At 68.9% G+C, this 24000-nt stretch carries 21 protein-coding genes and 1 tRNA gene; 7 read left to right on the top strand and 15 right to left on the bottom strand.

The features are described 5' to 3' along the window. Positions 1–297: 297 nt before the first annotated feature. Entirely contained in the window at positions 298–4215 is a 3918-nt protein-coding gene (locus tag IBX18_RS38790; RefSeq protein WP_194838379.1) for a Pls/PosA family non-ribosomal peptide synthetase, read from the top strand. After that, positions 4215–5549: a M1 family metallopeptidase gene (locus IBX18_RS38785; protein WP_194838378.1), complete on the top strand. Its 1335-nt coding sequence runs from the start codon at positions 4215–4217 to the stop codon at positions 5547–5549. Before IBX18_RS38790 ends, IBX18_RS38785 begins: the two co-directional genes overlap by 1 nt. Position 5550: 1 nt before the next feature. On the opposite strand, the gene IBX18_RS38780 is transcribed toward IBX18_RS38785, so the two are convergent. The 3 genes from IBX18_RS38780 to IBX18_RS38770 are packed head-to-tail and all read right to left on the bottom strand — an operon-like array spanning position 5551 to position 6720. Continuing rightward, on the bottom strand, positions 5551–5739 hold the full coding sequence (locus IBX18_RS38780; protein ID WP_194838377.1) for a hypothetical protein: 189 nt from the start codon (positions 5737–5739) through the stop codon (positions 5551–5553). 55 nt (positions 5740–5794) lie between these two features. After that, positions 5795–6259: a DUF2752 domain-containing protein gene (locus IBX18_RS42620; protein ID WP_194838376.1), complete on the bottom strand. Its 465-nt coding sequence runs from the start codon at positions 6257–6259 to the stop codon at positions 5795–5797. 53 nt (positions 6260–6312) lie between these two features. Next, the gene (locus tag IBX18_RS38770; RefSeq protein ID WP_228542438.1) at positions 6313–6720 is read right to left on the bottom strand and encodes a glyoxalase superfamily protein; all 408 of its coding nucleotides are present in this window, start codon (positions 6718–6720) and stop codon (positions 6313–6315) included. A gap of 252 nt (positions 6721–6972) precedes the next feature. Here IBX18_RS38770 and IBX18_RS38765 point away from each other — a divergent pair, with 252 nt between their 5' ends. The 3 genes from IBX18_RS38765 (at position 6973) to IBX18_RS38755 (ending at position 9120) form a co-directional block, all read left to right on the top strand. Then, positions 6973–8025: an alpha/beta fold hydrolase gene (locus tag IBX18_RS38765; protein WP_194838375.1), complete on the top strand. Its 1053-nt coding sequence runs from the start codon at positions 6973–6975 to the stop codon at positions 8023–8025. Positions 8026–8168: 143 nt separating this feature from the next. Next, positions 8169–8459: an antibiotic biosynthesis monooxygenase family protein gene (locus tag IBX18_RS38760; RefSeq protein WP_194838374.1), complete on the top strand. Its 291-nt coding sequence runs from the start codon at positions 8169–8171 to the stop codon at positions 8457–8459. Between the two features lie 172 nt (positions 8460–8631). Further along, positions 8632–9120 carry a hypothetical protein gene (locus tag IBX18_RS38755; protein ID WP_228542437.1) on the top strand — a complete coding sequence of 163 codons (489 nt, stop codon included), beginning with the start codon at positions 8632–8634 and terminating at the stop codon, positions 9118–9120. 37 nt (positions 9121–9157) lie between these two features. Here the strand turns inward: IBX18_RS38755 and IBX18_RS38750 are convergent. Continuing rightward, positions 9158–9233: transfer RNA gene (locus tag IBX18_RS38750), tRNA-Thr, on the bottom strand. Between the two features lie 80 nt (positions 9234–9313). Further along, complete coding sequence (locus tag IBX18_RS38745; protein WP_107659953.1) at positions 9314–10519, bottom strand: DNA polymerase III subunit delta'; 1206 nt, start codon at positions 10517–10519, stop codon at positions 9314–9316. A gap of 119 nt (positions 10520–10638) precedes the next feature. Here IBX18_RS38745 and IBX18_RS38740 point away from each other — a divergent pair, with 119 nt between their 5' ends. Further along, positions 10639–11184 (top strand): DJ-1/PfpI family protein, encoded by a 546-nt coding sequence (locus IBX18_RS38740; RefSeq protein WP_222595013.1) that lies wholly within the window; start codon positions 10639–10641, stop codon positions 11182–11184. Between the two features lie 19 nt (positions 11185–11203). Here the strand turns inward: IBX18_RS38740 and IBX18_RS38735 are convergent, their stop codons facing one another. The 3 genes from IBX18_RS38735 to IBX18_RS38725 all read right to left on the bottom strand — a co-directional run bounded on the left by IBX18_RS38735 (position 11204) and on the right by IBX18_RS38725 (position 15208). Then, complete coding sequence (locus tag IBX18_RS38735; protein ID WP_194838373.1) at positions 11204–11707, bottom strand: DUF664 domain-containing protein; 504 nt, start codon at positions 11705–11707, stop codon at positions 11204–11206. A 64-nt stretch (positions 11708–11771) separates the two neighbouring features. Then, the gene (topA, locus tag IBX18_RS38730) at positions 11772–14678 is read right to left on the bottom strand and encodes a type I DNA topoisomerase (RefSeq protein ID WP_194838372.1); all 2907 of its coding nucleotides are present in this window, start codon (positions 14676–14678) and stop codon (positions 11772–11774) included. Positions 14679–15001: 323 nt separating this feature from the next. Then, the gene (locus IBX18_RS38725) at positions 15002–15208 is read right to left on the bottom strand and encodes a cold-shock protein (RefSeq protein WP_011206895.1); all 207 of its coding nucleotides are present in this window, start codon (positions 15206–15208) and stop codon (positions 15002–15004) included. Positions 15209–15644: 436 nt separating this feature from the next. Between IBX18_RS38725 and IBX18_RS38720 the strand changes: the two genes are divergently transcribed. Further along, complete coding sequence (locus IBX18_RS38720) at positions 15645–18017, top strand: DEAD/DEAH box helicase (RefSeq protein ID WP_194838371.1); 2373 nt, start codon at positions 15645–15647, stop codon at positions 18015–18017. Between the two features lie 315 nt (positions 18018–18332). Here the strand turns inward: IBX18_RS38720 and IBX18_RS38715 are convergent, their stop codons facing one another. The 7 genes from IBX18_RS38715 to ssd all read right to left on the bottom strand — a co-directional run bounded on the left by IBX18_RS38715 (position 18333) and on the right by ssd (position 23561). Beyond that, the gene (locus IBX18_RS38715; protein WP_194838370.1) at positions 18333–18692 is read right to left on the bottom strand and encodes an Rv3654c family TadE-like protein; all 360 of its coding nucleotides are present in this window, start codon (positions 18690–18692) and stop codon (positions 18333–18335) included. A gap of 52 nt (positions 18693–18744) precedes the next feature. Beyond that, positions 18745–19059, bottom strand: a complete 315-nt coding sequence (locus tag IBX18_RS38710) for a TadE family type IV pilus minor pilin (RefSeq protein WP_194838369.1) — start codon at positions 19057–19059, stop codon at positions 18745–18747. Between the two features lie 62 nt (positions 19060–19121). Beyond that, positions 19122–19307 (bottom strand): DUF4244 domain-containing protein, encoded by a 186-nt coding sequence (locus IBX18_RS38705; RefSeq protein WP_135237768.1) that lies wholly within the window; start codon positions 19305–19307, stop codon positions 19122–19124. 398 nt (positions 19308–19705) lie between these two features. Then, positions 19706–20326 carry a type II secretion system F family protein gene (locus IBX18_RS38700; RefSeq protein ID WP_228542436.1) on the bottom strand — a complete coding sequence of 207 codons (621 nt, stop codon included), beginning with the start codon at positions 20324–20326 and terminating at the stop codon, positions 19706–19708. Between the two features lie 153 nt (positions 20327–20479). Beyond that, positions 20480–21271 (bottom strand): hypothetical protein, encoded by a 792-nt coding sequence (locus tag IBX18_RS38695; protein ID WP_194838368.1) that lies wholly within the window; start codon positions 21269–21271, stop codon positions 20480–20482. Continuing rightward, complete coding sequence (locus tag IBX18_RS38690) at positions 21268–22452, bottom strand: TadA family conjugal transfer-associated ATPase (protein WP_194838367.1); 1185 nt, start codon at positions 22450–22452, stop codon at positions 21268–21270. The genes IBX18_RS38695 and IBX18_RS38690 overlap by 4 nt, the downstream gene beginning before the upstream one ends. Continuing rightward, positions 22449–23561 carry a septum site-determining protein Ssd gene (gene ssd / locus IBX18_RS38685; RefSeq protein WP_194838366.1) on the bottom strand — a complete coding sequence of 371 codons (1113 nt, stop codon included), beginning with the start codon at positions 23559–23561 and terminating at the stop codon, positions 22449–22451. The genes IBX18_RS38690 and ssd overlap by 4 nt, the downstream gene beginning before the upstream one ends. Positions 23562–24000 lie beyond the last annotated feature (439 nt).

Genomic DNA, 24000 nt, shown 5'->3' with positions numbered 1-24000 from the left:
GGGATGAGGGGAATCACAGCGGCGCGCGCTGGGCGACCCAGCGACCGCCCGGCGAACCCACCCGGTAACCCGCCCACCAGGCGTTGCTTCGGCGCGTCCGACGGAAATCGCCACGACCTGCAACGACCTCGCCCGCGACCGCCAGCGCGGCAACCTCGGCGGTGAACAACAAACGTCGACAACCCCGAGTACCGTGGACAACTGGTCACCATGGTGTTTGCCCATTGGTAACCCAGCTATGACACAACAACACCAGGGAAGTGCGAGGCAGGTCGAATGGGAGGTGGGCAGGGCGTCATGCTCCAGCCACAGGTTGACGCGACGGTACACCCGCTCCTACGGACCGCGCACACGCCACCGGCCCGCACCCTCGTCGACATCCTGACCGCTACCGCGCTGACCCATCCCGACGCACCCGCCATCGATGACGGCGACACGGTGCTCACCTATCTCGAACTCGTGGTGGAGATCGAGAAGACGATGGCCCGCCTCGCCACGGCCGGTGTGCGCCCGGGCGACCGGGTCGGCGTGCGGATGCCGTCCGGCTCGCGCGAGCTCTACCTCACCATCCTCGCCGTCCTGTACGCGGGCGCCGCCTATGTGCCGGTCGACGCCGACGACCCGGACGAGCGCGCCCAGCTGGTCTTCGGCGAGGCGCAGGTCACCGCGATCGTCACCGCGGCGGGAATCGAGACGACGCCGGCGGGAATCCGTGCGGCAGCGGACAATCCGGCCGACGCCGCCACGAGCACCCTGCCCACCCCCGCCGACGACGCCTGGATCATCTTCACCTCCGGGTCCACCGGAACGCCGAAAGGTGTTGCGGTGACCCATCGCAACGCCGCCGCGTTCGTGGACGCCGAAGCCAGGCTCTTCCTGCCGGACGCCCCGATCGGCCCCGGCGACCGGGTGCTCGCCGGACTCTCAGTCGCCTTCGACGCCTCCTGCGAGGAGATGTGGCTGGCCTGGCGCAACGGCGCCTGCCTCGTCCCCGCCCCGCGCGACCTGGTCCGCACCGGCGCCGATCTCGGCCCGTGGCTGGTGCGCCGGGAGATCAGCATCGTCTCCACCGTGCCGACGCTGGCCGCGACCTGGCCCGCCGAGGCGCTGGACGCGGTCCGGCTGTTGATCTTCGGCGGCGAGGCGGTGCCGCCGGAACTCGCGGAACGCCTTGCCGGCAACGGTGATACGGAGCGCGAGGTCTGGAATACCTACGGCCCCACCGAGGCCACGGTGGTCGCCTGCGCCGCGCTGCTCGACGGCGAGTGGCCCATCCGGATCGGGCTCCCGCTCGACGGCTGGGATCTCGTGGTGATCGACGCGGCCGGAAACCCGGTGGGCGAGGGCGAATCCGGCGAACTGGTGATCGGCGGCGTCGGCCTGGCCCGCTACCTCGATCCCGCGAAGGACGCCGAGAAGTACGCGCCGCTGCCCTCGGTCGGCTGGGATCGCGCCTACCGCAGCGGCGACCTGGTCCGCAACGACAGCGCGGGCCTGGTCTTCCTCGGCCGCGCCGACGATCAGATCAAGCTCGGTGGCCGGCGCATCGAGCTCGGCGAGATCGACAACGCGCTGCAGCACCTGCCCGGTGTCACCGGTGCCGCCGCCGCTATCCGAACGACCAAGGCGGGCAACAAGATTCTGGTCGGCTACCTCACCGGCCCGGGGCCTGATTTCGATCTCAAAGCCGCCAGAACTCAACTGGCCGAACACCTTCCGGCTCCGCTGGTGCCGCGGCTCGCGGTCGTCGACGAACTGCCGACCCGCACCTCCGGCAAGGTAGACCGCAACGCGCTGCCCTGGCCGCTGCCCAACAGCGCCGACGACGAGGCCGACAACGATCTCACCGGTACCGCGCAGTGGGTTGCCGGATTGTGGGATTCGATCCTCGGCGGCGAGGTGCTCGACCTCGACGCCGACTTCTTCGACCTCGGCGGCGGCTCGCTGGCCGCGGCCCAGCTGGTGACCGCGCTGCGCGCCCGTTATCCCCAGATCACCGTCGCCGACCTGTACGACCACCCGCGCCTCGGCGCGCTGGTGGAACTGCTGGAGCAGAGCACCCCGGCCGTCGCCGTCGAGGAACGCGTGGTGCGCCCGACACCGCGGCGCGCCCAGTGGACCCAGGTGCTGGCCACCATCCCGCTCACCACGCTCACCGGCCTGCAGTGGCTCACCTGGCTGGCCATCGTCGGCAATATCGCGGCCTGGTCCGGCTCGCTGCCGTGGCTGCCGCAGCTGTCCTGGTGGTGGACGCTGGTGGCGTTCCTGCTCTTCATCTCCCCGCCTGGCCGGATGGGGATCTGCGTGGTCGGTGCCCGCCTGCTGCTGCGTGGGGTGGAACCCGGCCGGCATCCGCGCGGCGGCTCGGTGCATCTGCGGCTGTGGGCCGCGGTACGCCTGTCCGAGGCCAGCGGTGCCGAAAACCTCTCCGGCGCACCGTGGATGGTGCCGTTCGCGCGGGCGCTCGGCGCCAAGATCGGCAAGGGCGTCGACCTGCACACGCTGCCGCCGGTGACCGGCCTGCTCGAACTGGGCGACGGGTGCAGCGTGGAACCCGAGGTCGACCTGTCCGGCTACTGGATCGACGGCGACGTGGTCCACATCGGCCCGGTGACCGTCGGCGCGGGCGCGGTGGTCGGCTCGCGATCGATCCTGTTGCCCGGCACCAGGATCGGCAAGAACGCCGAAGTCGCGCCCGGCTCCGCCGTGTCCGGCAAGGTCAAGGCCGAGCAGGAGTGGGCGGGCTCGCCCGCCGCGAAAATCGGTAAGGCACACCATCGCTGGCCCGCGCACACGCCCGACCGCGCGGCGCACTGGGTGGCGATCTTCGGCGTCACCTCGATGGCGCTGGCCGCGGTGCCCATCCTCGGCCTCGGCGCCGGTGGCCTGTTCATCGCCTGGTTCATCCGCGACGCCCGCACCCTCGCGGGCGGTTTGGGCCGTGCCTTCGCAATCCTGCCGGTAGCGACGCTGCTCAGCCTCGCCGTGTACGCGGCGATCACCATCATCGCGGTGCGGCTGCTCAGCTTCCGGCTGCGCGAGGGCTATCACCCGGTGCGCAGCCGCACCGGCTGGCAGGTGTGGTCCACCGAACGCCTGCTCGATTCGGCGCGCACCTTCCTGTTCCCGCTGTACGCGAGCCTGCTCACACCGATCTGGCTAAGGCTGCTGGGCGCGAACATCGGCAAGGGCGTCGAGGCGTCGACGGTGCTGCTGCTGCCCAAATTCACCACGGTCGCCGACGGCGCGTTCCTGGCCGACGACACCATGATCGCCAGCTACGAACTCGGCGGCGGCTGGCTGCGCATCGGCGAGGCGAAGGTCGGCAAGCGCGCGTTCCTCGGCAACTCGGGCATGACCGCGCCGGGGCGGCGAGTACCGAAAAATGGCCTGGTCGCGGTCCTTTCGGCCGCACCGTCCAAGTCGAAGGCGGGCTCGTCCTGGCTGGGCAGTCCGCCGGTGCGGCTGCGCCGCGCACCGGAGAGCTCGGACACCGCACGCACCTTCGATCCGCCGCCGAAGCTGCGGATCGCCCGCGCCGTCGTCGAAACCTGCCGCCTGTTCCCGGTATTGGTGACCTTCGCGATCGGGCTCGGCGTGCTGTTCACCCTCGCCTGGCTCGCCCGCACCCTCGGTCATCTGCCCACCGCCCTGCTCAGCGGGCTGGTGCTGCTGGCCGCGGGCGCGGTGGCCGGGGCCAGCTCGGTGGCCGCGAAGTGGTTGCTCGTCGGGCGGATTCGCGCCGAAGAACATCCGCTGTGGAGTTCGTTCGTGTGGCGCAACGAGGTGTCCGACACCTTCGTGGAAACCGTTGCGGCGCCGTGGTTCGCGCGCGCCGCGACGGGTACACCGGTGCTGAACCTGTGGCTTCGTGGGCTCGGTGCCCGGATCGGCCGCGGGGTATGGTGCGAGTCCTATTGGCTACCGGAGGCGGACCTGGTGACACTCGGTGACGGCGCGACCGTGGAACGCGGCTGCGTCGTGCAGACCCACCTGTTCCACGACCGCATCATGTCCATGGACACGGTCACCCTCGGCGCGGGCGCCACCCTCGGCCCGCACTGCGTCGCACTGCCCGCCTCGACCATCGGCGAGGGCGCGACCATCGGCCCCGCCTCGCTGGTCATGCGCGGCGACACTGTTCCCCCGTCCACTCGGTGGTGGGGCAACCCGATCGCGCCTTGGTTCGGAGGCGACCCGGGGGCGGCCCGCTGATGCCGGGCAAGTTCTACGAGGCGCCCATCGACGAATACCTGCCGCAGAACGGGAATCGGGGCTACCGGGTATCGCGGTACGAGCTGGACCTCGTCTACAAGGTGGCCAGCAACCGGTTGGCGGGCCGTGCGGAGATCACCGCGGTGACCACCGTTGCGCAGCCGAGGTTTTCGCTGGATCTGTCCCAAGCGCTCGCCGTGTCCAAGGTGTTCGTCAACGGCACCAAGGCCGCCAAATACGCCCACCAGCGCGGCAAATTGGTGATCACGCCACAGCAGCGCATCCCGGCGGGCGGTGTGCTCTCGCTGGTCGTCCAGTACGGCGGCGTGCCGCAGCCGGTGCGCGGACCGTGGGGTGCGGTCGGCTGGGAGGAACTCACCGAGGGCGCGCTGGTGGCCAGCCAGCCGAACGGTGCCGCCTCCTGGTTCCCCTGCGACGATCATCCGAGTTCCAAAGCCAGCTACCGGATTTCGATCACCACCGACAGTCCGTACTACGCGCTGGCCAACGGCACGCTGCTGCGTAAGCAGGTCAAGGCCAGCCAGACCACCTGGGTCTACGAGCAGGCCGAACCGATGGCCACCTACCTGGCGACCATTCAGATCGGGCCGTACCAGAAGCACCGCATCGTTTCCCCGCCCAGCTCGGTGCCCATGCACGCGGTGGCCCCGCCCCGGCTGCGCGGCAACTTCGAGCACGACTTCGCGCGGCAGCCGCAGATGATGGAGCTCTTCACCGAGCGGTTCGGGCCGTACCCCTTCGAGACGTACACCGTGGTCGTCACCGACGACGACCTGGAGATTCCGATCGAGGCCCAGGGCATCTCCATCTTCGGCGCCAACCACTGCGACGGCAGGCGCGGCGCCGAACGGCTGGTCGCCCACGAGCTGGCGCACCAGTGGTTCGGCAACAGCCTCACCATCCGGCAGTGGCGCGACATCTGGCTACACGAGGGCTTCGCCTGCTACGCCGAATGGATCTGGTCCGAGGCGGCAGGCGGCCCGACGGCGGACCAGCTCGCCCGCGCGGCCAGGCACAATCTGTCCAGGCAGCCGCAGGACATCGCGGTCGGTGATCCCGGACCGCAGCACATGTTCGACGATCGCGTCTACAAGCGCGGCGCGCTCACCCTGCACGCGTTGCGCCTGGAACTGGGCGACCAGGCCTTCTTCGATCTGGTGCGGGAGTGGACGATTCGCTACCGCCACGGGTCGGTGAGTACCGAGGATTTCACCGATCTGGCCGGGCATTACAGCCGGATTCCGCTGCGGCCGCTGTGGGACAGCTGGCTGGCCGGGAAGCCGCTGCCGCAACTGCCGCCCTCGGCGGCGTAGGTCAGAACACCAGGTATCGGGAGGCGAGTTCCTCCACCAAGGGGTCGTCGTCGGAGACGCTGTTGAGGGCCTCGAGGTCGGATTCGACCGAGACCTGGCGGGGGTCGTCGTGTTCGGCGTCGGGGCCGTCGTCTTCGGCGAGTTGACGCAATAGCTTGGCCCTGATGCGGTCTTTCAACGAATCACTCATGGTTTCAGCTTGCCCGGTTCGCGGCGCGGGAATCGCCCGGGCGCGCCGGATGGGTCTAGACCGGGGCGAGCCAGGTTCCCCACGGCGTATTGCGCAGCACGGTGTACACCGCGAGCAATGCGAAGAAGGTCCACATCGTCACGGAGCCGATCGAGGGCAGGCGCATGCGTTGACCGCGCCAGGCGCGCAGGCTCCAGTCGGCTATCCACAGCACGAAGGCGAGCACCAGCGGAATCGCAAGCAGGTTGCTGTGCAAGGAATCCAGCACCTGGCCGTCGGTGAGGTTGTGGATGGCTCGCATGCCGCCGCAGCCCGGACACCACCAGCCGGTCAGCGCGTAGACCGGGCACACGCCGTAGGAACCCTCGACGTGCGGGTCGCGCACGTGCAGCAGCACGCCGATCCCGATGCCGACGCCCGCCACCAGCAGCGGCACCCCTACGCCGCGCCAACCGGACTTGGCCGGGTGCGCCGGATCCTGCTGCGCCGCCGATTCCGGTGCCACGTGCGTGCTGTCCACAGCACCAACGGTAACTGTGGCGCGCCCGTCGCCGCCAGCGGATGGCCGGGGTGCTATTCGGGCTGGGCGAAGCGCAGGGTGTTGCCGAACGGGTCGGCCAGCTCGAAACCGGGTCCACCGGGCCCGTCCTCGGGGCAGCCCGGCTTGGCGTAGCGGTACTCCTTGCCTGCTAGCTCGGTGTGCCACGCGTGAATGTCGTCCACCGCGATCCACACGACGGTCCCGGGTGTTCCGTCACCATGGTGCTCACTGAGGTGCAGTTGCGCCGAGCCGCGCGACACCTGCGCGTACAACGGGAAGTCGTCGCCGAATCGGTGTTCCCAGTCGACGGTGAAACCCAGGTAGTCGCAGTAGAATTCGTACGCTTTGGCGACGTCGAACATGCGGAGAACCGGGATGGGTGCTGCGAAGCCGATCTCATCGGAAGCCACGCCGACGATCATCGCACCGGGGTACGACATTTCGTGGTTCGTCCACGCGTGCGCAAAACCGTTACTGGATCGCCACTTTCGCGCACTAACGCAACCAGCCTGGACAGACGATGAAGTCAGCAGAGCTAGCTTCGCCATGATTTATTTGTGAACAGAGACAGTGTCACTGCACCGAATTACGGGTATTCCTACCTTCGAGCCAGAAGATCCGTTGCGGTGCGCTTGCACTAGCAAGCACCCAGCTTGCACTGTACTGTGGCGGCAGACACAAAGGAGTGCCCGATGCTGGTGAAGTCGATGAAGACTTTGGCGGACGCGCGTAATGGCGCCCTGACCGCCGCTTATCGCGCCGGACTGCGATCACGTACCTTCCGGACCGCGTCGTTGAACGCTCCCACCGCTCCCCTCGAGGTCATCCCGGTCACCACCGTGGACGGCGCCCGCCTGCGGGTGCACGCCTACGGCCCCGCCGACGGCGACGTCATCGTGCTGATCCACGGCTGGAGCTGCAGCATCGAGTACTGGAACCCGCAGATCAACGCCTTCGCCGACCGGTATCGCGTGGTCTGCTACGACCAGCGCGGCCACGGCGAGAGCCAGCTCGGCCGCCTGCTGCCCAGCCGGGACACCCTCGCCGACGACCTGTCCGCCGTGCTCGACGCCACCCTGCGCCCCGGTCAGCGCGCCGTGCTCGCCGGCCACAGCATGGGCGGCATCACCCTGCAGGCGTGGGCGGCGCGCTACCCCGAGCAGGTCCGGCGCCGAGCCGCCGCCGCCATCCTGCTCAACACCACCTCGGGCAATATCCGCTACGACACCGACCTGCTCCCGCTGCTGAACAAGCAGCTCACGGTGCAGAACAAGCCGATCACCCTGCTCGGCGCCCCCGTCCGGTTGCCGAACTTCGTCTCCGAAACAGTGCTGACCACCCCGGTCCCGCTGCCCGGCGGCTGGCTGGTCAGCGCGGTATTGAAGGACCGGGTGATGAACAAGCGAGCGACCGTCGACGAGGTGAACTTCGCCCTCGGCATCGTCCGCTCCTGCCGCCCACTGACCCGTGGCCGCCACGCCGCCGCCCTGGCCGACCTCGACGTCACCGACGGCGCGGCACACCTCACCGTGCCCACCACGGTCATCGCGGGCCGCCACGACCGACTGCTGCCGGAACGAATGGCCCGCCGAATCGCCGACACCCTCGCGCGCACCGGCCACCTCGCCGCGTACCACTGCTGGCCGACCGGCCACCTCGGCAACATCGAGGCCGCCGAGCGCTTCAACGCCGAACTCGCGCATGTTGCCGAGCAGGCGACCCTGCGGACAGCCGCCGCAGGCTGATCCTGATCCCCTAACTGTTCTCCCGGGCCGGTCAACGGCGCCCGACCCGGGAGCAACATCCGACCGCACCGATGAAATCACCGGCCGCGCCTCGTCCTGACTGCTGAGCACGCAATCATCCTTCGGCAGAAGAGGTTCCGCCTGTGTTGATCATCGCCGGTTATGCGGAAGTCGACCCCGGCCAGCGCGACGCCTACGTCAGCGCCTTCCACGACTTGCTGCGCCGCTGTCGAACAGCTCCCGGTTGCCTCGACTGCGCCATCACCGCCGACCCCGCCGACCCGGCGCGGGTGAACGTCTTCGAACTCTGGGATACCGCGGCGAACCTGGAAGCCTGGCGATCCGTCGCCAACGCGCCGGACCCCGGCATCGCCATCAAGAACAACACCGTGCTGAAGTACACCGTCACCGATGCCCGCCCGCCCTTCGACTGATCGGTTGTGGCCCAACACTTTTCGTGCGCAAAAGGCGCATATATAGCGCACTGCGGTGCCCGGATCCGCTGCGCCACCGGGATGCTGTCCACTGAACAGCGGATATTCGGCAACCCCTCCCGGTGGCATCGTGTTCAACGGACGTTCCCCAACTATTCGTGAAGGAAATACGTTGAGTACTAACGGAATTCGGCATTTTGGTGTGCGCAGTGCGACGGCAGCAGCATTGGCAGGCGCGGCGACCCTCGCCCTTGCCGCCGGTGTTTCCGCAGCACCTCCCTCAGGAAGCAGCGGAAGTGGGAGTGGCAGCAGCGGAAGTGGGAGTGGCAGCGGCAGCGGACCGGCCGCACCACCCACCCAGCAGTGCAATCAGTCGACCAAGTCCGGTGGCGCAGGCGTCACCGAGACCGCGCATCACCTCGGCCGTACCGGCCCCGCCTCGTTCGTCCTGTCCTACGAGACCTTCGCCATCCCGGACCAGATCGAGGTCTTCTACCAGGGCGGCCGAGTCCACAACACCGGCTACATCGGCGACAACATCAACGAAGGCACCGGCTCCGCCGTAATCAACATCCCCGCAGGCACCGCAACAACCGTCTCGGTCCGCGTCACCGGCCCGGGCGGCACCGACTGGAACTACACAGTCCACTGCCCCCGCTGACCTGGTCGACCGACGATTCGGTCGACCAGGGAATTAGTGGAGCCGCCTGCGAGAATCGAACTCGCGACCTTTTCATTACGAGTGAAGCGCTCTACCGACTGAGCTAAGGCGGCGTGCCTTTCGGCGTGGCGAGTCTATCGTCTCGGGGGGTGGAACGCGAAAACGGGTGGTCACCGGGGCCGATCGGTCGGGGTCAGGTGGTTTGGGCGGCCATCAGGGCGGCGGCCAGGGCGGCCAGGGCGAAGCGGGGTTTGACGTTGAGGTCGAGGGCTTCGCGGCAGGCCAGGACGGCGTCGATGGATTTCAGCAGGCCCTCGGGGCGGACGCGGCGGGCCAGGTCGTGGATCTGGTCGGACATGTCGGGGTGGGTGAGGGCGACGCCGGAGCCGTTGCGGGCGGCGCCGAAGCGGACGGCGAGGGCGTCGCGGTAGACGCCGGCCACGTCGATGAGGGCGCGGTCGAGGGAGTCGCGGCCGGTGCGGGTGGCGCGCGACTTCTGCCGTCGTTCCAGGTCTTTCAGCACACCGGCCGAACCGCGGGTGGCGCCTGCGGCACCTTTACCGGTGCCGCCCGCGCCCATCGCGGTGGCGAGTTCTTCGCGTTCGCGGTCGTCGCGGGTGGCGCTCATCTGTTTGGCTTCGTCGTCGGCGGCCTTGACCAGTTCGTCGGCCGCGGCGTAGGCGGCGCCGGGCTTCGAGGCGGCGCCGACCAAGGCCAGCGCCCGCTGGCGGCGGGCCCGCGCTTCTTCGTCGGTGGCCAGGCGCCGGGCCCGGCCGACGTGTCCGCCGCTGATCGAGGCGGCCCAGTTCGCGGTCTTCTCATCGAGTTTGTCGCGGTCGCGCAGCACCTGCGCGATGGCGGGCACCGACGGCGTGACCAGGTGCACGTGCCTGCAGCGGGAGCGCAGGGTCACCGAGATGTCCTCGGGGTCGACCGACGGCGCGCACAGCAGGAACACCGTCCGGTCCGGCGGCTCCTCGACCACCTTCAGCAGCACGTTGCCCGCGGCCTCGGTCAACCGGTCGGCGTCCTCGATGACGACCACCTGCCAGCGACCGGTGCTGGGCCTGCGCGAGGCGATCTGCACGATCTCGCGCATCTCCTTGGTGCTGATGCTCAGGCCCTCCGGGATCACCCGGCGCACGTCGCCGTGCGTGCCGGCCATGGTGGTGGTGCAGGCATGGCAGCGGCCGCAGCCCGGCGAGCCGGGGTCGGTGCATTGCAGCGCCGCCGCGAAGCACAGTGCCGCAACGGATCTGCCCGATCCGGGCGGCCCGGTGAACAGCCACGAGTGCGTCATCGCGCCCTGCACCACCTCGGCGCGAGCCGCGACCGAGGCGGCCGTCAGCGCGGACTCGACCGCATCCTGGCCGACCAACCGATCGAAGACACCTGCCACGCCGTACACCCTAGCCGCCCGTACCGACACCGATCGCGGGGTCGGCTCGGTGCGACGCGCGGACCGGTATTGCTTCTGTCGCGGGCCGGGCGGATCCTCGAGAGGGAGGTGTAATCACCGTGAAAATTCTGTTGATCACCGGCGATGCGGCCGAAGACCTCGAGGTCATGTATCCGTATCAGCGCCTGCTCGAAGAGGGCCACGAGGTGGACATCGCGGCCCCCGCCGTCAAGAAACTCCAGTTCGTGGTGCACGACTTCGTAGACGGCTTCGACACCTACACCGAAAAACTCGGGCACAGTTGGCCTGCCGACGTCGCGTTCGCCGACGTCGACCCGGCCGGTTACGACGCGTTGGTCGTGCCGGGTGGCCGGGCCCCGGAGTATCTGCGCAACAACCCGGACTGCCAGCGCCTAGCGCGGCACTTCGCGGAGGCGGGCAAGCCCATCGCCGCGCTCTGCCACGGACCGCTGATCCTCGCTGCCGCAGGGGTTTTGGTCGGTCGCTCGTGCAGCGCCTACCCGGCCTTGGCCCCGGATATCGAGGCAGCCGGGGCCAAGTTCGTGGACAGCGAGGCTTATGTGGACGAAAACATCGTCACCGGCCGCGCCTGGCCCGATCACCCCGCTTGGATGCGTGAATTCCTCAGGGTGCTTGGCAAATAGCGCCGGCTGAGCACAGAGCTCAGGAAATCCGCGAGTAGGTGGTGTTCGCGCCGTCGAGTTCCTCGCGGATGATGTCGGCGTGCCCGGAGTGGTGCGAGATCTCGCGAAAGATGTGCAGCAGCGTGTAGCGCACCGTCCACCACTCGCGCTCCGGCGACCACGGGGCGGTCGGGGTCGGGACCGAGATGTCCAGGCTGTCCACCGTGCGGATCAGCTCCGCTGTGGCCGCCGCGACCCCGTCCCATTCGGCGAGCAGGCCGTCGACGGTCTCGCCCTCGGCCATCAGGTACTCGCCCGCCATTCGCGAGACGTCGAGCTCGGCGTTCTCGTCGCGCTCGGTGAGCACGGTGATCCAGTGGCGTTCGCAGCTGATCAGGTGGTGCAGCAGCCCGCCGAGGGTCAGTTCGCTGGCGGTGGTGCGCCTGCGTGCCTGTTCGTCGTCGATGCCGCGCACCGTGATACGGAACAGTTCTCGCTGTTCGGCGAGGATGCTGATCAGCTCTTCGCGTTCCTGGTCGGCCATGGGCAATCCTTTCGCGGGTCGTGCACTTCGGACCGTAGGTTACGGCCCGGCACGACCCGCGAGCTCAGGAATTACCGACGCCGGTCTTCTTCGCCGCCGCCTTCTTGGCAGCGGTCTTCTTGGCGACCGTCTTGGTGGTCGTCGATTTGGCGGCAGTGGCCTTCTTGGCTGCCGTCTTCTTGGCAGCGGGCTTCTTCGCAGGCGCCTTCTTGGCCGCCGCCTTCTTCTTCACCGGTCCACGGGCCCGGCGGTCGGCGAGCAACTCCATCGCCCGTTCCGGGGTGATCGACTCGATCTCGTCGCCCTTGCGCAGCGTCGCGTTGGTCTCACCGTCGGTGACGTACGGGCCGAAGCGACCGTCCTTGATCACCATCGGCTGACCGGAGGCCGAGTCGTTGCCCAGTTCACGCAGCGGTGCCGCGGCGGAGGCCTGCCTGCCGCGCCGCTTCGGCTCGGCGTAGATCTTCAGCGCCTCCTCGAGCGTCACGTCGAAGATCTGATCCTCGCCGGTGAGCGAACGAGAGTCGGTGCCCTTCTTCAGATATGGGCCGTAGCGACCGTTCTGCGCGGTGATCTCCTCGCCGGAGGCCGGGTCCTTGCCGACCACCCTGGGCAACGACAGCAGCTTGAGCGCGTCGTCGAGGGTGACCGTCGCCAAGTCCATCGACTTGAACAGCGAACCGGTGCGCGGCTTGGGCGCGGTCGCCTTCTTCGCCGTTTTCTTGGCGGGTGCCGTCGTTTCCGCCGCGGCGGGTTCGGGCAGCACCTCGGTGACGTACGGGCCGAAACGTCCTTCCTTGGCGACGATTTCGTGCCCGCTCGCCGGATCCGTGCCCAGCGAGCGCCCCTCCTGCGGGGTCGAGAACAACTTCTCGGCGACCTCGCGGGTCAGCTCGTCCGGCGGCAGATCGTCGGGCAGGTTGGCCCGCTGCGAGATCGAATCACCTTCGGGGTCATCGGGATTGGTGACCATCCGCTCCAGGTACGGACCGTACCGGCCGACCCGGACGACGACGTCGCGTCCCTCTTCGTCGGCAAACAGCTTGATGGAGTTGATCTCTCGCGCGTCGATGTCGTCGAGCCGCTCGCCGACCATCTTCTTCAGCCCGCCGGAGCGCGCGACCGAGCCCTCGACGCCGGTCTCGCCGCCGAAATAGAAGCTGGACAACCAACTTCCGCGCTGTTCGCGACCACCGGCGATGGCATCGAGGTCGTCCTCCATGCCCGCGGTGAAGTCGAAATCGACCAGCCTGCCGAAATGTTCTTCCAGCAGCCCGATCACGGCGAACGCCACCCACGACGGCACCAGCGCGCTACCGCGCTTGTACACATAGCCGCGGTCGAGAATCGTCTTGATGATCGACGCGTACGTCGACGGGCGGCCGATGCCCAGCTCTTCGAGCGTCTTGATGAGTGAGGCTTCGGTGTATCTGGCCGGCGGATTCGTGCTGTGCCCATCGGGATTCAGCTCGACCGCGGTGACGCCCTGACCCTCGTCCAGCGCGGGCAGCCTGGACTCGGCGTCGTCGGATTGACCGCCCGCCTCCTCGTCCACACTCTCCACGTAAGCCTTGAGGAAGCCGGCGAAGGTGATGGTGCGACCCGAGGCCGAGAACACGCATTCCTCGCCGGTCGTCGCGACGCCGGTGATGCGCAGCGTCAGCGTGGTGCCCCTGGCGTCGGCCATCTGCGAGGCGACCGTGCGCTGCCAGATCATCTCGTAGAGCCGGAACTCGTCGTTGTCCAGTCGCGCGTGCAACTGGCCGGGGGTGGCGAAGGTATCGCCGGCCGGGCGGATCGCCTCGTGTGCTTCCTGCGCGTTCTTCACCTTGCGGGTGTATTGGCGCGGGGTGGGATGCACGTATTCGGCGCCGTACAGCTGGGTCGCCTGCGACCTGGCCGCGGCGATGGCCGACTCCGACAGCGTGGTCGAGTCGGTACGCATATAGGTGATGTAGCCGTTTTCGTACAGTCGCTGCGCGACCCGCATCGTGCGCTCGGAGTTGAAGCGCAGCTTGCGCCCGGCCTCCTGTTGCAGCGTCGAGGTCATGAACGGCGGGTACGGCTTGCGGCTGTACGGCTTGGCCTCCGCGGAGGAGACGACCAGGTCGGCGCCGTCGAGGGCCTGCGCCAAGCGGCGCGCGTAACCCTCGTCCAGCACGACGACACCGGAGGCGGTCTTGAGCTGACCGTCCGAGCCGAAGTCACGACCGCTCGCGACGCGCGCACCGGCGACACTGACCAGCCGCGCCCCGAAGGTCCGCGGATTGCTGGTGTCCCCGTCTTCGCCCGGGCCCGCATCGAGTTTCGCAGCGATGTCCCAGTATTCGGCGGAACGGAAAGCCATCCGCTCGCGCTCGCGCTGGACGATCACCCTGGTGGCGACGGACTGCACCCGTCCCGCCGACAGTCGCGGCATCACCTTTTTCCACAGCACCGGGCTGACTTCGTAGCCGTACAGCCGGTCCAGGATGCGGCGGGTCTCCTGCGCGTCGACCAGGTCGTTGTCCAGGTCGCGGGTGTCGGCGGCGGCCGCCTGGATGGCGGGCTCGGTGATCTCGTGGAACACCATGCGCCGGACCGGGACCTTGGGCTTGAGCGTTTCCAGCAGGTGCCAGGCGATGGCCTCGCCCTCGCGGTCGGGGTCGGTGGCGAGGTAGAGCTCGTCGGCGTCCTTCAGCAGGGCCTTGAGCTCGGCGACCTTGGCCTTCTTATCGGGGCTCACCACATAGATGGCCTCGAAGTCGTGGTCCACGTCGACGCCGAGCCGGGCCCAGGACTCGCCCTTGTATTTGGCGGGAACGTCCGCCGCACCACGCGGCAGGTCCCGGATATGTCCGACCGAAGCCTCGACCGTGTAGTTACGGCCTAGATAGGGCGCTATCTTGCGGGCCTTGGTTGGGGACTCGACGATCACGAGACGACGCAGGGGACGGCCCTGGTCGGCTGCACCGCGGTCTCGTGTTGCCACCGGCGAATACACCTTTCCTGTCGACCCGCGCGGGCGCTTTTCGGCGCTGTGCGCGGCTGGGGCAAGCGGGGACGACGGCTGGGCGTCGCCACCAGACACGTTTATACCTTGACGCTACGTGTGGCCGAGTGCTTGCGACTTGAACCACAGAGCGTACGCGCGTCACTGCGACTCAGTATGCCTTGTGTTCAGGCCCCGGCTGTGCCACGGCGTGTTCACAGGCTCCTGACCTCAGTCGCCGGGTGTGTCTTTGCCCCGGATATAGCTCGTCCCCCACCTCCGGCTGACCGGCGGTGAGGGACGAGTGTGTTGGATTGCGTCGCTCAGCTGAGCGCGCGAACTCCGGTGGCCTGCGGGCCCTTGGTGCCCTGGCCGACCTCGAACTCGACCTTCTGGTTCTCTTCGAGGGTGCGGAAGCCCGACCCCTGAATTTCGGAGTAGTGGACGAAGACGTCAGCGGAGCCGTCCTCGGGCGCGATGAAGCCGAACCCCTTCTCCGCGTTGAACCACTTCACAGTTCCCTGTGCCATTCTGTTCCTTCTCTTTTCTTACCGGAACGGCGGACAACTGGGTTCGTCCACCGGGCCCGTTCCGACCGCTGTACTGTTGGTTCCCCCTGCAGGAAAGCACCAAGCACACCGTTCGCAACATCGATCCTGCTGACGGTTTGGACTTTGGATCCGACCCTCGAACACAGAAGCTTGCGACCAGGAACCAGTGAACCATGTCTTCGAGCAATTCAACAGTCGAGTTACCGACAATTTGCAAAAAAGTTGATCTTGCGAATGCGCAGGTGAGGGACACAATGCCGGAATCCAGACTTGAGGTTCGTTTGCCTCCCGATAACCGAGTGCGCGTATGGCAAAGAGCCTGTGACCCAGGTCGCTATTTGGTATCGAATTGGCAGGTAGACGTTCCTAACCGTCCACGTTTCACACTTTCTGAGCGTGTCGTGGCGCGCGCCGCATGAATCCGACCAACTCGACCGCTCGCACGGCACCCCCTAACGGCCTCAGCTACGGGACATCGTTGCTGAATCGTGTCCTAGTCGGAGTGCCCGCCGACGAGCCCCGGTTGACCCACGTCGTCGAGCTGCCCGCTCGCGCCGCCGAGCTCACCACCTGGCCCGATTGGACATCGCCGGAGGTGATCTCGGCATTACGGGACACCGGCGTCGACGCGCCGTGGAGCCATCAGACCCGCACCGCCGACCTCGCGCACGGTGGCGCCCACGTGGTGGTCAGCACCGGCACAGCATCCGGCAAGTCGATGGGTTATCAGCTACCGGTATTGACCGCGCTGCGCGAAGACTCGCGCGCCACTGCCATTTATCTGGCACCCACCAAAGCGCTCGGCGCGGATCAGCTACGGGCCGTCGGCGCGCTGACGCACGAGGGACCGCTGCGCGATATTCATCCAGCCACCTATGACGGCGATACTCCTGCCGAGATCAGGCAGTGGGTGCGGGCGAACGCACGCTGGGTTTTCACCAATCCCGACATGCTGCATCTGGGCATCTTGCGCTCGCATCAGCGCTGGGCGCGGGTGCTGCGCAGGCTGCGCTACATCGTGGTCGACGAATGCCATGCCTACCGGGGCGTTTTCGGCTCGCACGTGGCGCTGGTGCTGCGCAGGCTGCGGCGGATCGCCGCACGCTACGGCGCGGATCCGGTGTTCGTGCTGTGCTCGGCCACCACGGCGGAGCCCGCAGCCGCCGCCTCCCGGTTGATCGGGGCGCCGTGTGTCGCGGTCACCGAGGACGGGTCACCGCAGGGGCCGCGCACGGTCGCGCTGTGGGAGCCGCCGCTGCTCACCACCGTGACCGGCGAAAACGGTGCACCGGTGCGCCGAGCGGCCACCACGGAGGCCGCCCGGATCATGGCCGACCTGGTGGTCGAGGGCGCGCGGACGCTGACCTTCGTGCGGTCCCGTCGCGCCGCCGAACTGACCGCGATGGACGCGCGGCGGTTGCTGAGCGAGGTCGATCCGGACCTCGCCGAGCGCGTCGCCGCGTACCGCGCCGGGTACCTCGCGGAGGATCGGCGCGCGCTGGAGACGGCGTTGTCGGACGGTTCGCTGCTCGGCGCGGCCACCACCAATGCGCTCGAACTCGGGGTCGATATCGCCGGGCTCGATGCCGTGGTGATCTGCGGTTTTCCCGGCACCGTCGCCTCGTTCTGGCAGCAGGCGGGCCGGGCGGGCCGGCGCACCCAGGGGTCCTTGGTCCTGCTGGTGGCCAGGGACGACCCGCTGGATACCTACCTCGTGCATCACCCGGAAGCGCTGCTGGACAAGCCCGTCGAGGCCACCATCACCGACCCGCGCAATCCCTATGTACTGGGTCCCCAGTTGCTGTGCGCGGCGTTGGAACTGCCGCTCACCGACGCCGAGGTGGACGAGCTCGGCGCGCGGGAAGTGCTGGCCGGTCTCGCCGAGAAGGGATTGATCAGGCGTCGCGTGGTCACGGGTGCCGAAGAGCGGGGGCGCTGGTACGTCACCGCGGAGACGCAGCCGCACGACGCCGTCGATGTGCGCGGCGGGATCGGTACGCCGGTGGCCATCGTCGACGGCGAGACCGGGCGATTGCTCGGCACGGCCGATGCCGGGCGGGCGCCGGCGACGCTGCATCAGGGCGCCGTCCACCTGCATCAGGGCGAGACCTTCGTCGTCGACGAGCTGGATCTCGAGGGCGGCGTCGCGTTCGTGCACGCGGCCGAACCGGGATGGACCACCAGCGCCCGCTCGGTCACCTCGATCGCCATCGACGAGCTGACCGAGGAGCGACGGTTCGGCCAGGTGACCACAGCGTTGGCGCAGGTCAGGGTGACCAGTCAGGTGGTCGGGTATCTGCGCACGCTGGTCACCGGCGAGGTGCTCGACCTGGTCGAACTCGACATGCCCGAGCACACGCTGCCCACCAGGGCGGTGCTTTATACGGTGCGCCCAGAGTTGTTGGCGCTGGCCGGCATCGACCCGGCGGACGTGCCCGGTGCGCTGCACGCGGCCGAGCATGCGGCGATCGGGCTGTTGCCGCTGGTGGCGACCTGCGATCGGTGGGATATCGGCGGGGTCTCCATCGCCGAGCATCCGGATACCGGGCTGCCGACGGTGTTCGTCTACGACGGTCAACCGGGTGGGGCGGGCTTCGCCGAGCGCGGGTACGCCCAGTTGCAGCGCTGGCTGTCGGCGACCCTCGCCGTGATCGAGTCCTGCGCCTGCGCCGCGGGCTGTCCGTCGTGCGTCCAGTCGCCCAAGTGCGGGAACGGGAACCATCCGCTCGACAAGGCCGGTGCGGCACGCCTGCTCACCGTGGTGCTGGCCGAGCTGTCGGTCCGGTGACGGCGCCGCGCTCGGTTCGTGACAACGCCGAGCTCCGCATGTGATCGAATGTCTACCTGACCTGGGGCGATCTACCTGGGAGCCGGACGCGGACGTGGCGGACCGCAGTCCGGCCTCCCCGGGTCGAATAAAGAGGAATGTATTCAGGTTAACTGCGCTATTGCCGGACCGTCGCCTGCGCACATGCGCATTCGTTCGTTTCTTTATCCGCGTCCCTGCGGACAATTGTGCCGTCTGAAATTATTTGGCCAGGCTATTTACCGATTTCCGCTACTCGCGACAACGGCTGGGTGCAAGTCGACACTTAGGTTTCTCTCAGTTTTCAACAGGCCCGGCGCGTGCGACAGCGCGCACCATGTGGGTTCCTAACAGACCCATTGGTACATTCCTGTTAACAATCACAGTCGCATCCCACTCGGCGACTTCGCACTCTTCCATCCGCGCCGCCATCCGCCGCACCACCGCTGCCGCCGCAGCGCATCCCGCGTCGACCCCCTCGGCTAATGCCGCGGCTGCCGCCAGCGCCGCCAAGTCGGCGGCCGCCTGCGCCCGGTGTCGCGTGACAACCACCACACCGACCTGCCCGATCATCAGCGTCGCTGCGATGAGCGCGGTGAGCGCGAGACACGCGAAGACCGTCGCCGCGCCGTCGTCGGCCCGGAGCTCTCCCCTCATCCACTCCCCCGATGCTGTGTGCCTGCGCCTCTGTTCACTCGCTCATACCCACTCACGGTGTCGTTCCAGGCTCACGGGCCGCGACGGCGTCCGCGTGCAGCGTCAGCAGCGGTAGCAGGGGCGCGCGGGTGGCGACTCGGGCGATCACGTGGTTGCCCTCGCTGCGCAGCGAGATGTCCGCGGCCGGAGGTGCGACGCGGCGAGCAGCGGCGATCGCGTTCGCTTCGTCGCCGCGGGCGGACAGGCGGGCCGCCTCACGGGCGGCGTCGACACAGCGCACCTGCGTCGACGCCGCCAGCAATGCTCCGATACACAGCACGACCGCGACGACCAGGGTGGCGAGCGCGATCGCCGCCTCGACCGTCACCGAACCCCGATCATCACCGAGACCCTTTGCACCCCAACGGTTTACCCGGAACCGCCAGGCTGCTACACGGTGGTGTTGAGAGCGCGGTCGATGATCTTCGTCAGCGCGTTCACAATGCTGTCGCCGGTCACCACCCCGTACAGCACGGCGCCGAACGCCGCCGCGGCGATGGTCCCGATCGCATACTCGGCCGTGCTCATTCCGTCGTCGGCGGTCGCCGCGTGCAGGATTCGCGAACGCAGCTCCATATATACAGCCTCCACACCGTGGATCGCGTTGCTCGTGGCTCGCTCGATCAGCACCTGATTCCCCTCTCACTGCGGCCCGCGCGGCCGATCCGCGCGGACACGTTCCGGTAGGCCGAGCAGACGGTGCGCGCACGGCTCCAAGCACGCCGACGGCTCCCCCGCTCGTGACGTAGTTGCCTGCGTGCGGGCTCGGCCGGCACGCAGGCGCACAGCGCCTTCGACGCACGCGCTGGCGCTCACCCATGTCCCGATCTCGCTGACACCAAGGTCCGCAGCACACAAGGCCATCCCAATCCTGTTGCCCAGCGGCTGATGGTCGTTTGCAATTCCACCTGGCTGAGGCTGAGCCCAGCCGTGCACGAGAGCACTGGGTCTGCAGCCCGCCCGCTGGCGCTCGCTCACAGCAGTCCACCGCCGAGCACCCGGCCGGCCAGGCCGATCACCACCGGCACGATGCCGAGGCAGACGAACGCGGGGAGGAAGCAGAGGCCGAGGGGACCGCCGATCATTACCCCGGCCCGCTCGGCCTTCGCCGCGGCGGCATCCTCGACCGCACCCCGCCGCTGTTCGGCCAGTTCGCCGACCGCGACCGCCAGCGAGGCGCCCGATCGCGCGGACCGTCGCGCCATCCGCGCCAACGACTCCACCTCCTCGGCACCCGCCCGGCCGGCCTCGGCTTCCGCCGCGCGCTCCCATGCCGTCGCAGGATCGGCACCGAGTGCGAGCAGATCGGCGGCTCGTCGCAGCGCCTCCCCCAACGGTTCGGGCGCGCCGGGTGCCACCGCCCGCGCCGCGCCCGCCATCGGCAGTCCCGCGCGCAGGCACGCGGCCAGCAGATCGAAGACCGAGGCCGTGGCCAGCGGATCGAGCTGTTGCGACGATGTCGGCACGACGGCGCGCATCACCGCGGGCCGCCGGAGCGCCCGCAGTCGACGGCTCACCGCGACCCGGCCGGGCAGCAGGAGCAGTGCGACCGCAAGCAACACCACCGGCAGGGCCGGATACATCGCCAACCCCATCCAGCGCCTCCTCACACGTCTCGTCGCACCAATTCGACTCGAACACAGCACAATTCGTATCCACAGGACCAAATTTGCCCGGGCGGTCCGAAGGGCTGCTCGAATTCGTTTGCCACACAAGGGATCGACCCCGCTTACGACAACGCTGCTGATTCATACGAGCACCTTTCGGGTGATGGCATCGGCCCACAGCAAGCCCGCGCAAGCGAGAGCGGCACCGAGCGGGAGCAGCACGGTCCCTGCTGACGAAGCGAACAGCACGTGCAACGGGGCAGCGCCCATCAGCTGACCGAGACCGAGCCCGAGCAGTGGCAGGGCGGCCAGCACGGTGGCGGTGGCGCGGGCACCGGCGAGAGCGGCGGTGGTGCGGCCGTGGAAACGGATGCGGCCCACCAGGTCCGTTCGCGCTGCGGACAGCAGCTCGGCCAGCGCGAGTCCGTGCTGCTCGGCCACCTGCCACGCGTCGGCGATGCGGGACAGCTCCACCGCGACGATGGAATCGGGCTGTCGCAGCCCTGCGGCCGCGGAACCGCCCAGCCTGCTGCGCCCGGCACTCACCGCGAACGCCTCGGCGGCCTCGCCCCGCGCCTCGCAGGCCGCGACCTCGGCCGCCGCACTCGGATGCGCACCGACCCGCAGCTCCCCGATCACCGCCTCCAATGCGTCCAGCAGGTAGGCACATTCGGCGCTTCTGCGCCGCTCCACGCTCGCCCGGCGAGCTCGGAACCCGACCGTTCCCACCACCATCGCCGTCGCAAGCAGTGGACCGATCCCGAAGACCGACACCACAGCCACACCGACGCAGACTCCGAGCCGGAGTACACTGTCGCCCTGCACTTTTCGAGCCACCACCGGTACGGCGAACAACCCGCCGAACCGACGACGTGACGGCGATGTCGGTGCCGCGAGCAATGCGAGCGCGAGACACACCAACGCCGCGCTCATCGGTCGAGCCGCTCGTCGAGCAACCGATTCAGTTCGCCCGCCGCAGGAGTCGGGTCGCACGCGTGCCAAGCGGGGGCGATGTGGACGCGGCCGCTGTCGTCACGGCGGACGAGCCCGATCTCGCGCAGGCCCCGAGAACCGTCCGTCCGACGGTGGACGTGCAGCACGACCTGGACGGCGGCGGCGAGCTGGCTGTGCAGTGCGGCGCGGTCCATTCCACCGAGTGCCGCAAGGGCTTCCAGCCGGGCGGGTACCTCCTGCGGCGAGTTCGCGTGGACTGTTCCGGCGCCGCCGTCGTGGCCGGTGTTCAGCGCGGTCAGCAGGTCGACCACCTCGGCGCCGCGGACCTCGCCGACCACGATGCGGTCGGGACGCATGCGGAGCGCCTGCCGCACCAGATCGCGAACGGTCACCGCACCGACGCCCTCGACGTTCGCGGTGCGCGCGACGAGTCGCACCACATGCGGATGCGGCGGCGCCAGTTCGGCGGCGTCCTCCACGCACACAATGCGTTCGCGCGGACCCACCTTGGCCAGCAGACCGGAGAGCAGCGTCGTCTTGCCCGCGCCGGTACCGCCGACCACCAGGAACGCCAGCCGGGCCCGAATGATCCGCTCCAACAGCCGCTTTGCCTCGGCCGGTACCGCCCCGGCTGCGGCCAGCGCATCCAAGCCCTGGGTGGCGGGCCGTAGCACGCGCAGCGACAGACAGGTGCCGCCGTGCGCCACCGGCGCGAGCACGGCGTGCAGTCGCACACCGAACGAATCCCCCAGCGCCGCTCCGGTTCCGGACAACCGACCGTCGACCCACGGCTGCGCGTCGTCCAGTCGCCGACCGGCTGAGAGGGCGAGCCGCTGCGCCAGCCTGCGCACCGCGGCCTCGTCGGGGAAGGTGATCGCGGTCTTCTCCAGACCGTGCCCGCGATCTATCCACACCGCGTCCGGCGCAGTCACCAGCACATCGGCGACCTGTGGATCGTGCAGCAGCGGCTCGAGCACCCCGGCACCGGTCATCTCGGTCTGCAACAGCCGCAGCGCCCGCAGCAGATCCGTATCGCCGAGTACCGCACCAGCCTCCGCCCGAATAGCGGCGGCCACCTGGGCCGGATCCGGATCACCCGAACCGCCGGACAGCCGTTCCCGCACCCGATCCAGTAGCTCGGAGGTCACCAGCGCACTCATCGCCGCTGTCCAGCAGGCGCACTCAGCACGGCCAGCACCGCATCGGCGGCATCGCGCAGCGGTCCGCGCCGGTGCACGGTGAGCCCGCCGCGTTCCAGCCGGGCGGCCAAACCGGATTGGGCGCGCACGGCGGCGAGCAGTGGCAGGTCGAGTACCTCGGCGACCTCGGAGCCACGCAGACCGCCGGGGGCAGGTCCGCGAACGACCAAGCCCTGATTGGGGTTTCGTCGCCCGATGTGCGCGGCGACCGCCTCGGCGGCGGCGACGGCACGCAGCCGCGCGGGTACCACCAGCACGACGAGGTCGGCGGAGTCGAGCATTTGATCGGCGTGCGGGCCGCGTTCGCCGGAAATGTCGCAAACCACCAAATCGCCTGCGGCACGGCCTGCTTCGATGACGGCACGGACGGCGGCGGCGCCGATCTCGCGTGGCAACCGGCCCGCACCGCAGCGTCCGCAGGCGAGTACCGCTAAGCCGGGCGCCGCGGCGGGCAGTGCGGAGTGCAGCGCCGCCGCGGAGACCCTGCCGTCCTCGACGACCAGGTCCGGCCAGCGCGGGCCGGTGCTTGTTTCGATGCCGAGCAGCAGGTCGAGGCCGCCGCCGAGGGGCGCACCGTCGACCAATACGGTGTCGCGGCGGAACCCCTCCGCAGCGGCTCGCAGCGCGACGGCGGCGGCCAGGGTTGACGCGCCTGCCCCGCCTGCCGCACCCGCCACGGCGACGACAACCCCGTCTCCGGTGCGGTGTTCGCCGTACTCAGCAAACATCTCGATAAGTCCTTCGGCGGCGCCGGGCAGCGCGATCACCCGCTCGGCGCCGACGGCCGCGGCGGCTTGCCAATCGGGCAGTTCCGGTTCGCCGTCGGTGGCCAGGACGACGCCGACCCGGCGCAGATATCCGGCCTCGGCGGCCGCCCGCGCGGCGGTTGTGTCCAGGATCACCAGTGGCGCACCGGTCCACGCGTGCCGCCCGACGGGTAGCAGGCGTTCGTCGAGTCCGCGTTCGGCCGCCGCGGCGACGCGCCGCACTTCGTCGCGAAGCCGGGGGTCGTGCAGGAGCACGAGGGCCGGTGGCGGGCTGCTGTTGTCCGGCGCCACTTCAAGATTCATGCGGCTGAGCGTGGCCGAAATCGGCGGACGGCAGAAGAGGCGATGCGCCGATTGTGGATAACTCGGGGGTGTGTAGAACTTTCGAGTTCCGTGACGACGGGATTCGGCGCCGGCGAAGGGGGAGGCGAACCGTCCCCGGAATAGAGGACGGCCCCAGCCGGGGGGGGAGGAGGCTGGGGCCGTCGGGTTCAGCCCCGGGGGGTCGGGCTGAACGCGCCTGGACCATGTCCAGGTGCCAGCAATACTACACCCAAGCCCCGCCCACAACGCAAGTCTGTTGCGGCAGAAGTTTCCGGCGATTACGGGCTCCGCAGGGGGGCGGCAAACTCCCCGCTCGCGGCCGTGGATACCGCCGTGTGGGCCGCCGCAGCCCCCATCGCAGCGCCCGCGCTCGATCCCCAGTCGGATCCCCAGTTCTGCGCCGCTCGGCAGCCGCCGC

Source organism: Nocardia sp. XZ_19_369 (assembly GCF_015355715.1).
GTDB lineage: Bacteria > Actinomycetota > Actinomycetes > Mycobacteriales > Mycobacteriaceae > Nocardia.
Note: the sequence above shows the minus strand (reverse complement) of the source record. Positions and strands in the feature narration are given on the sequence as shown.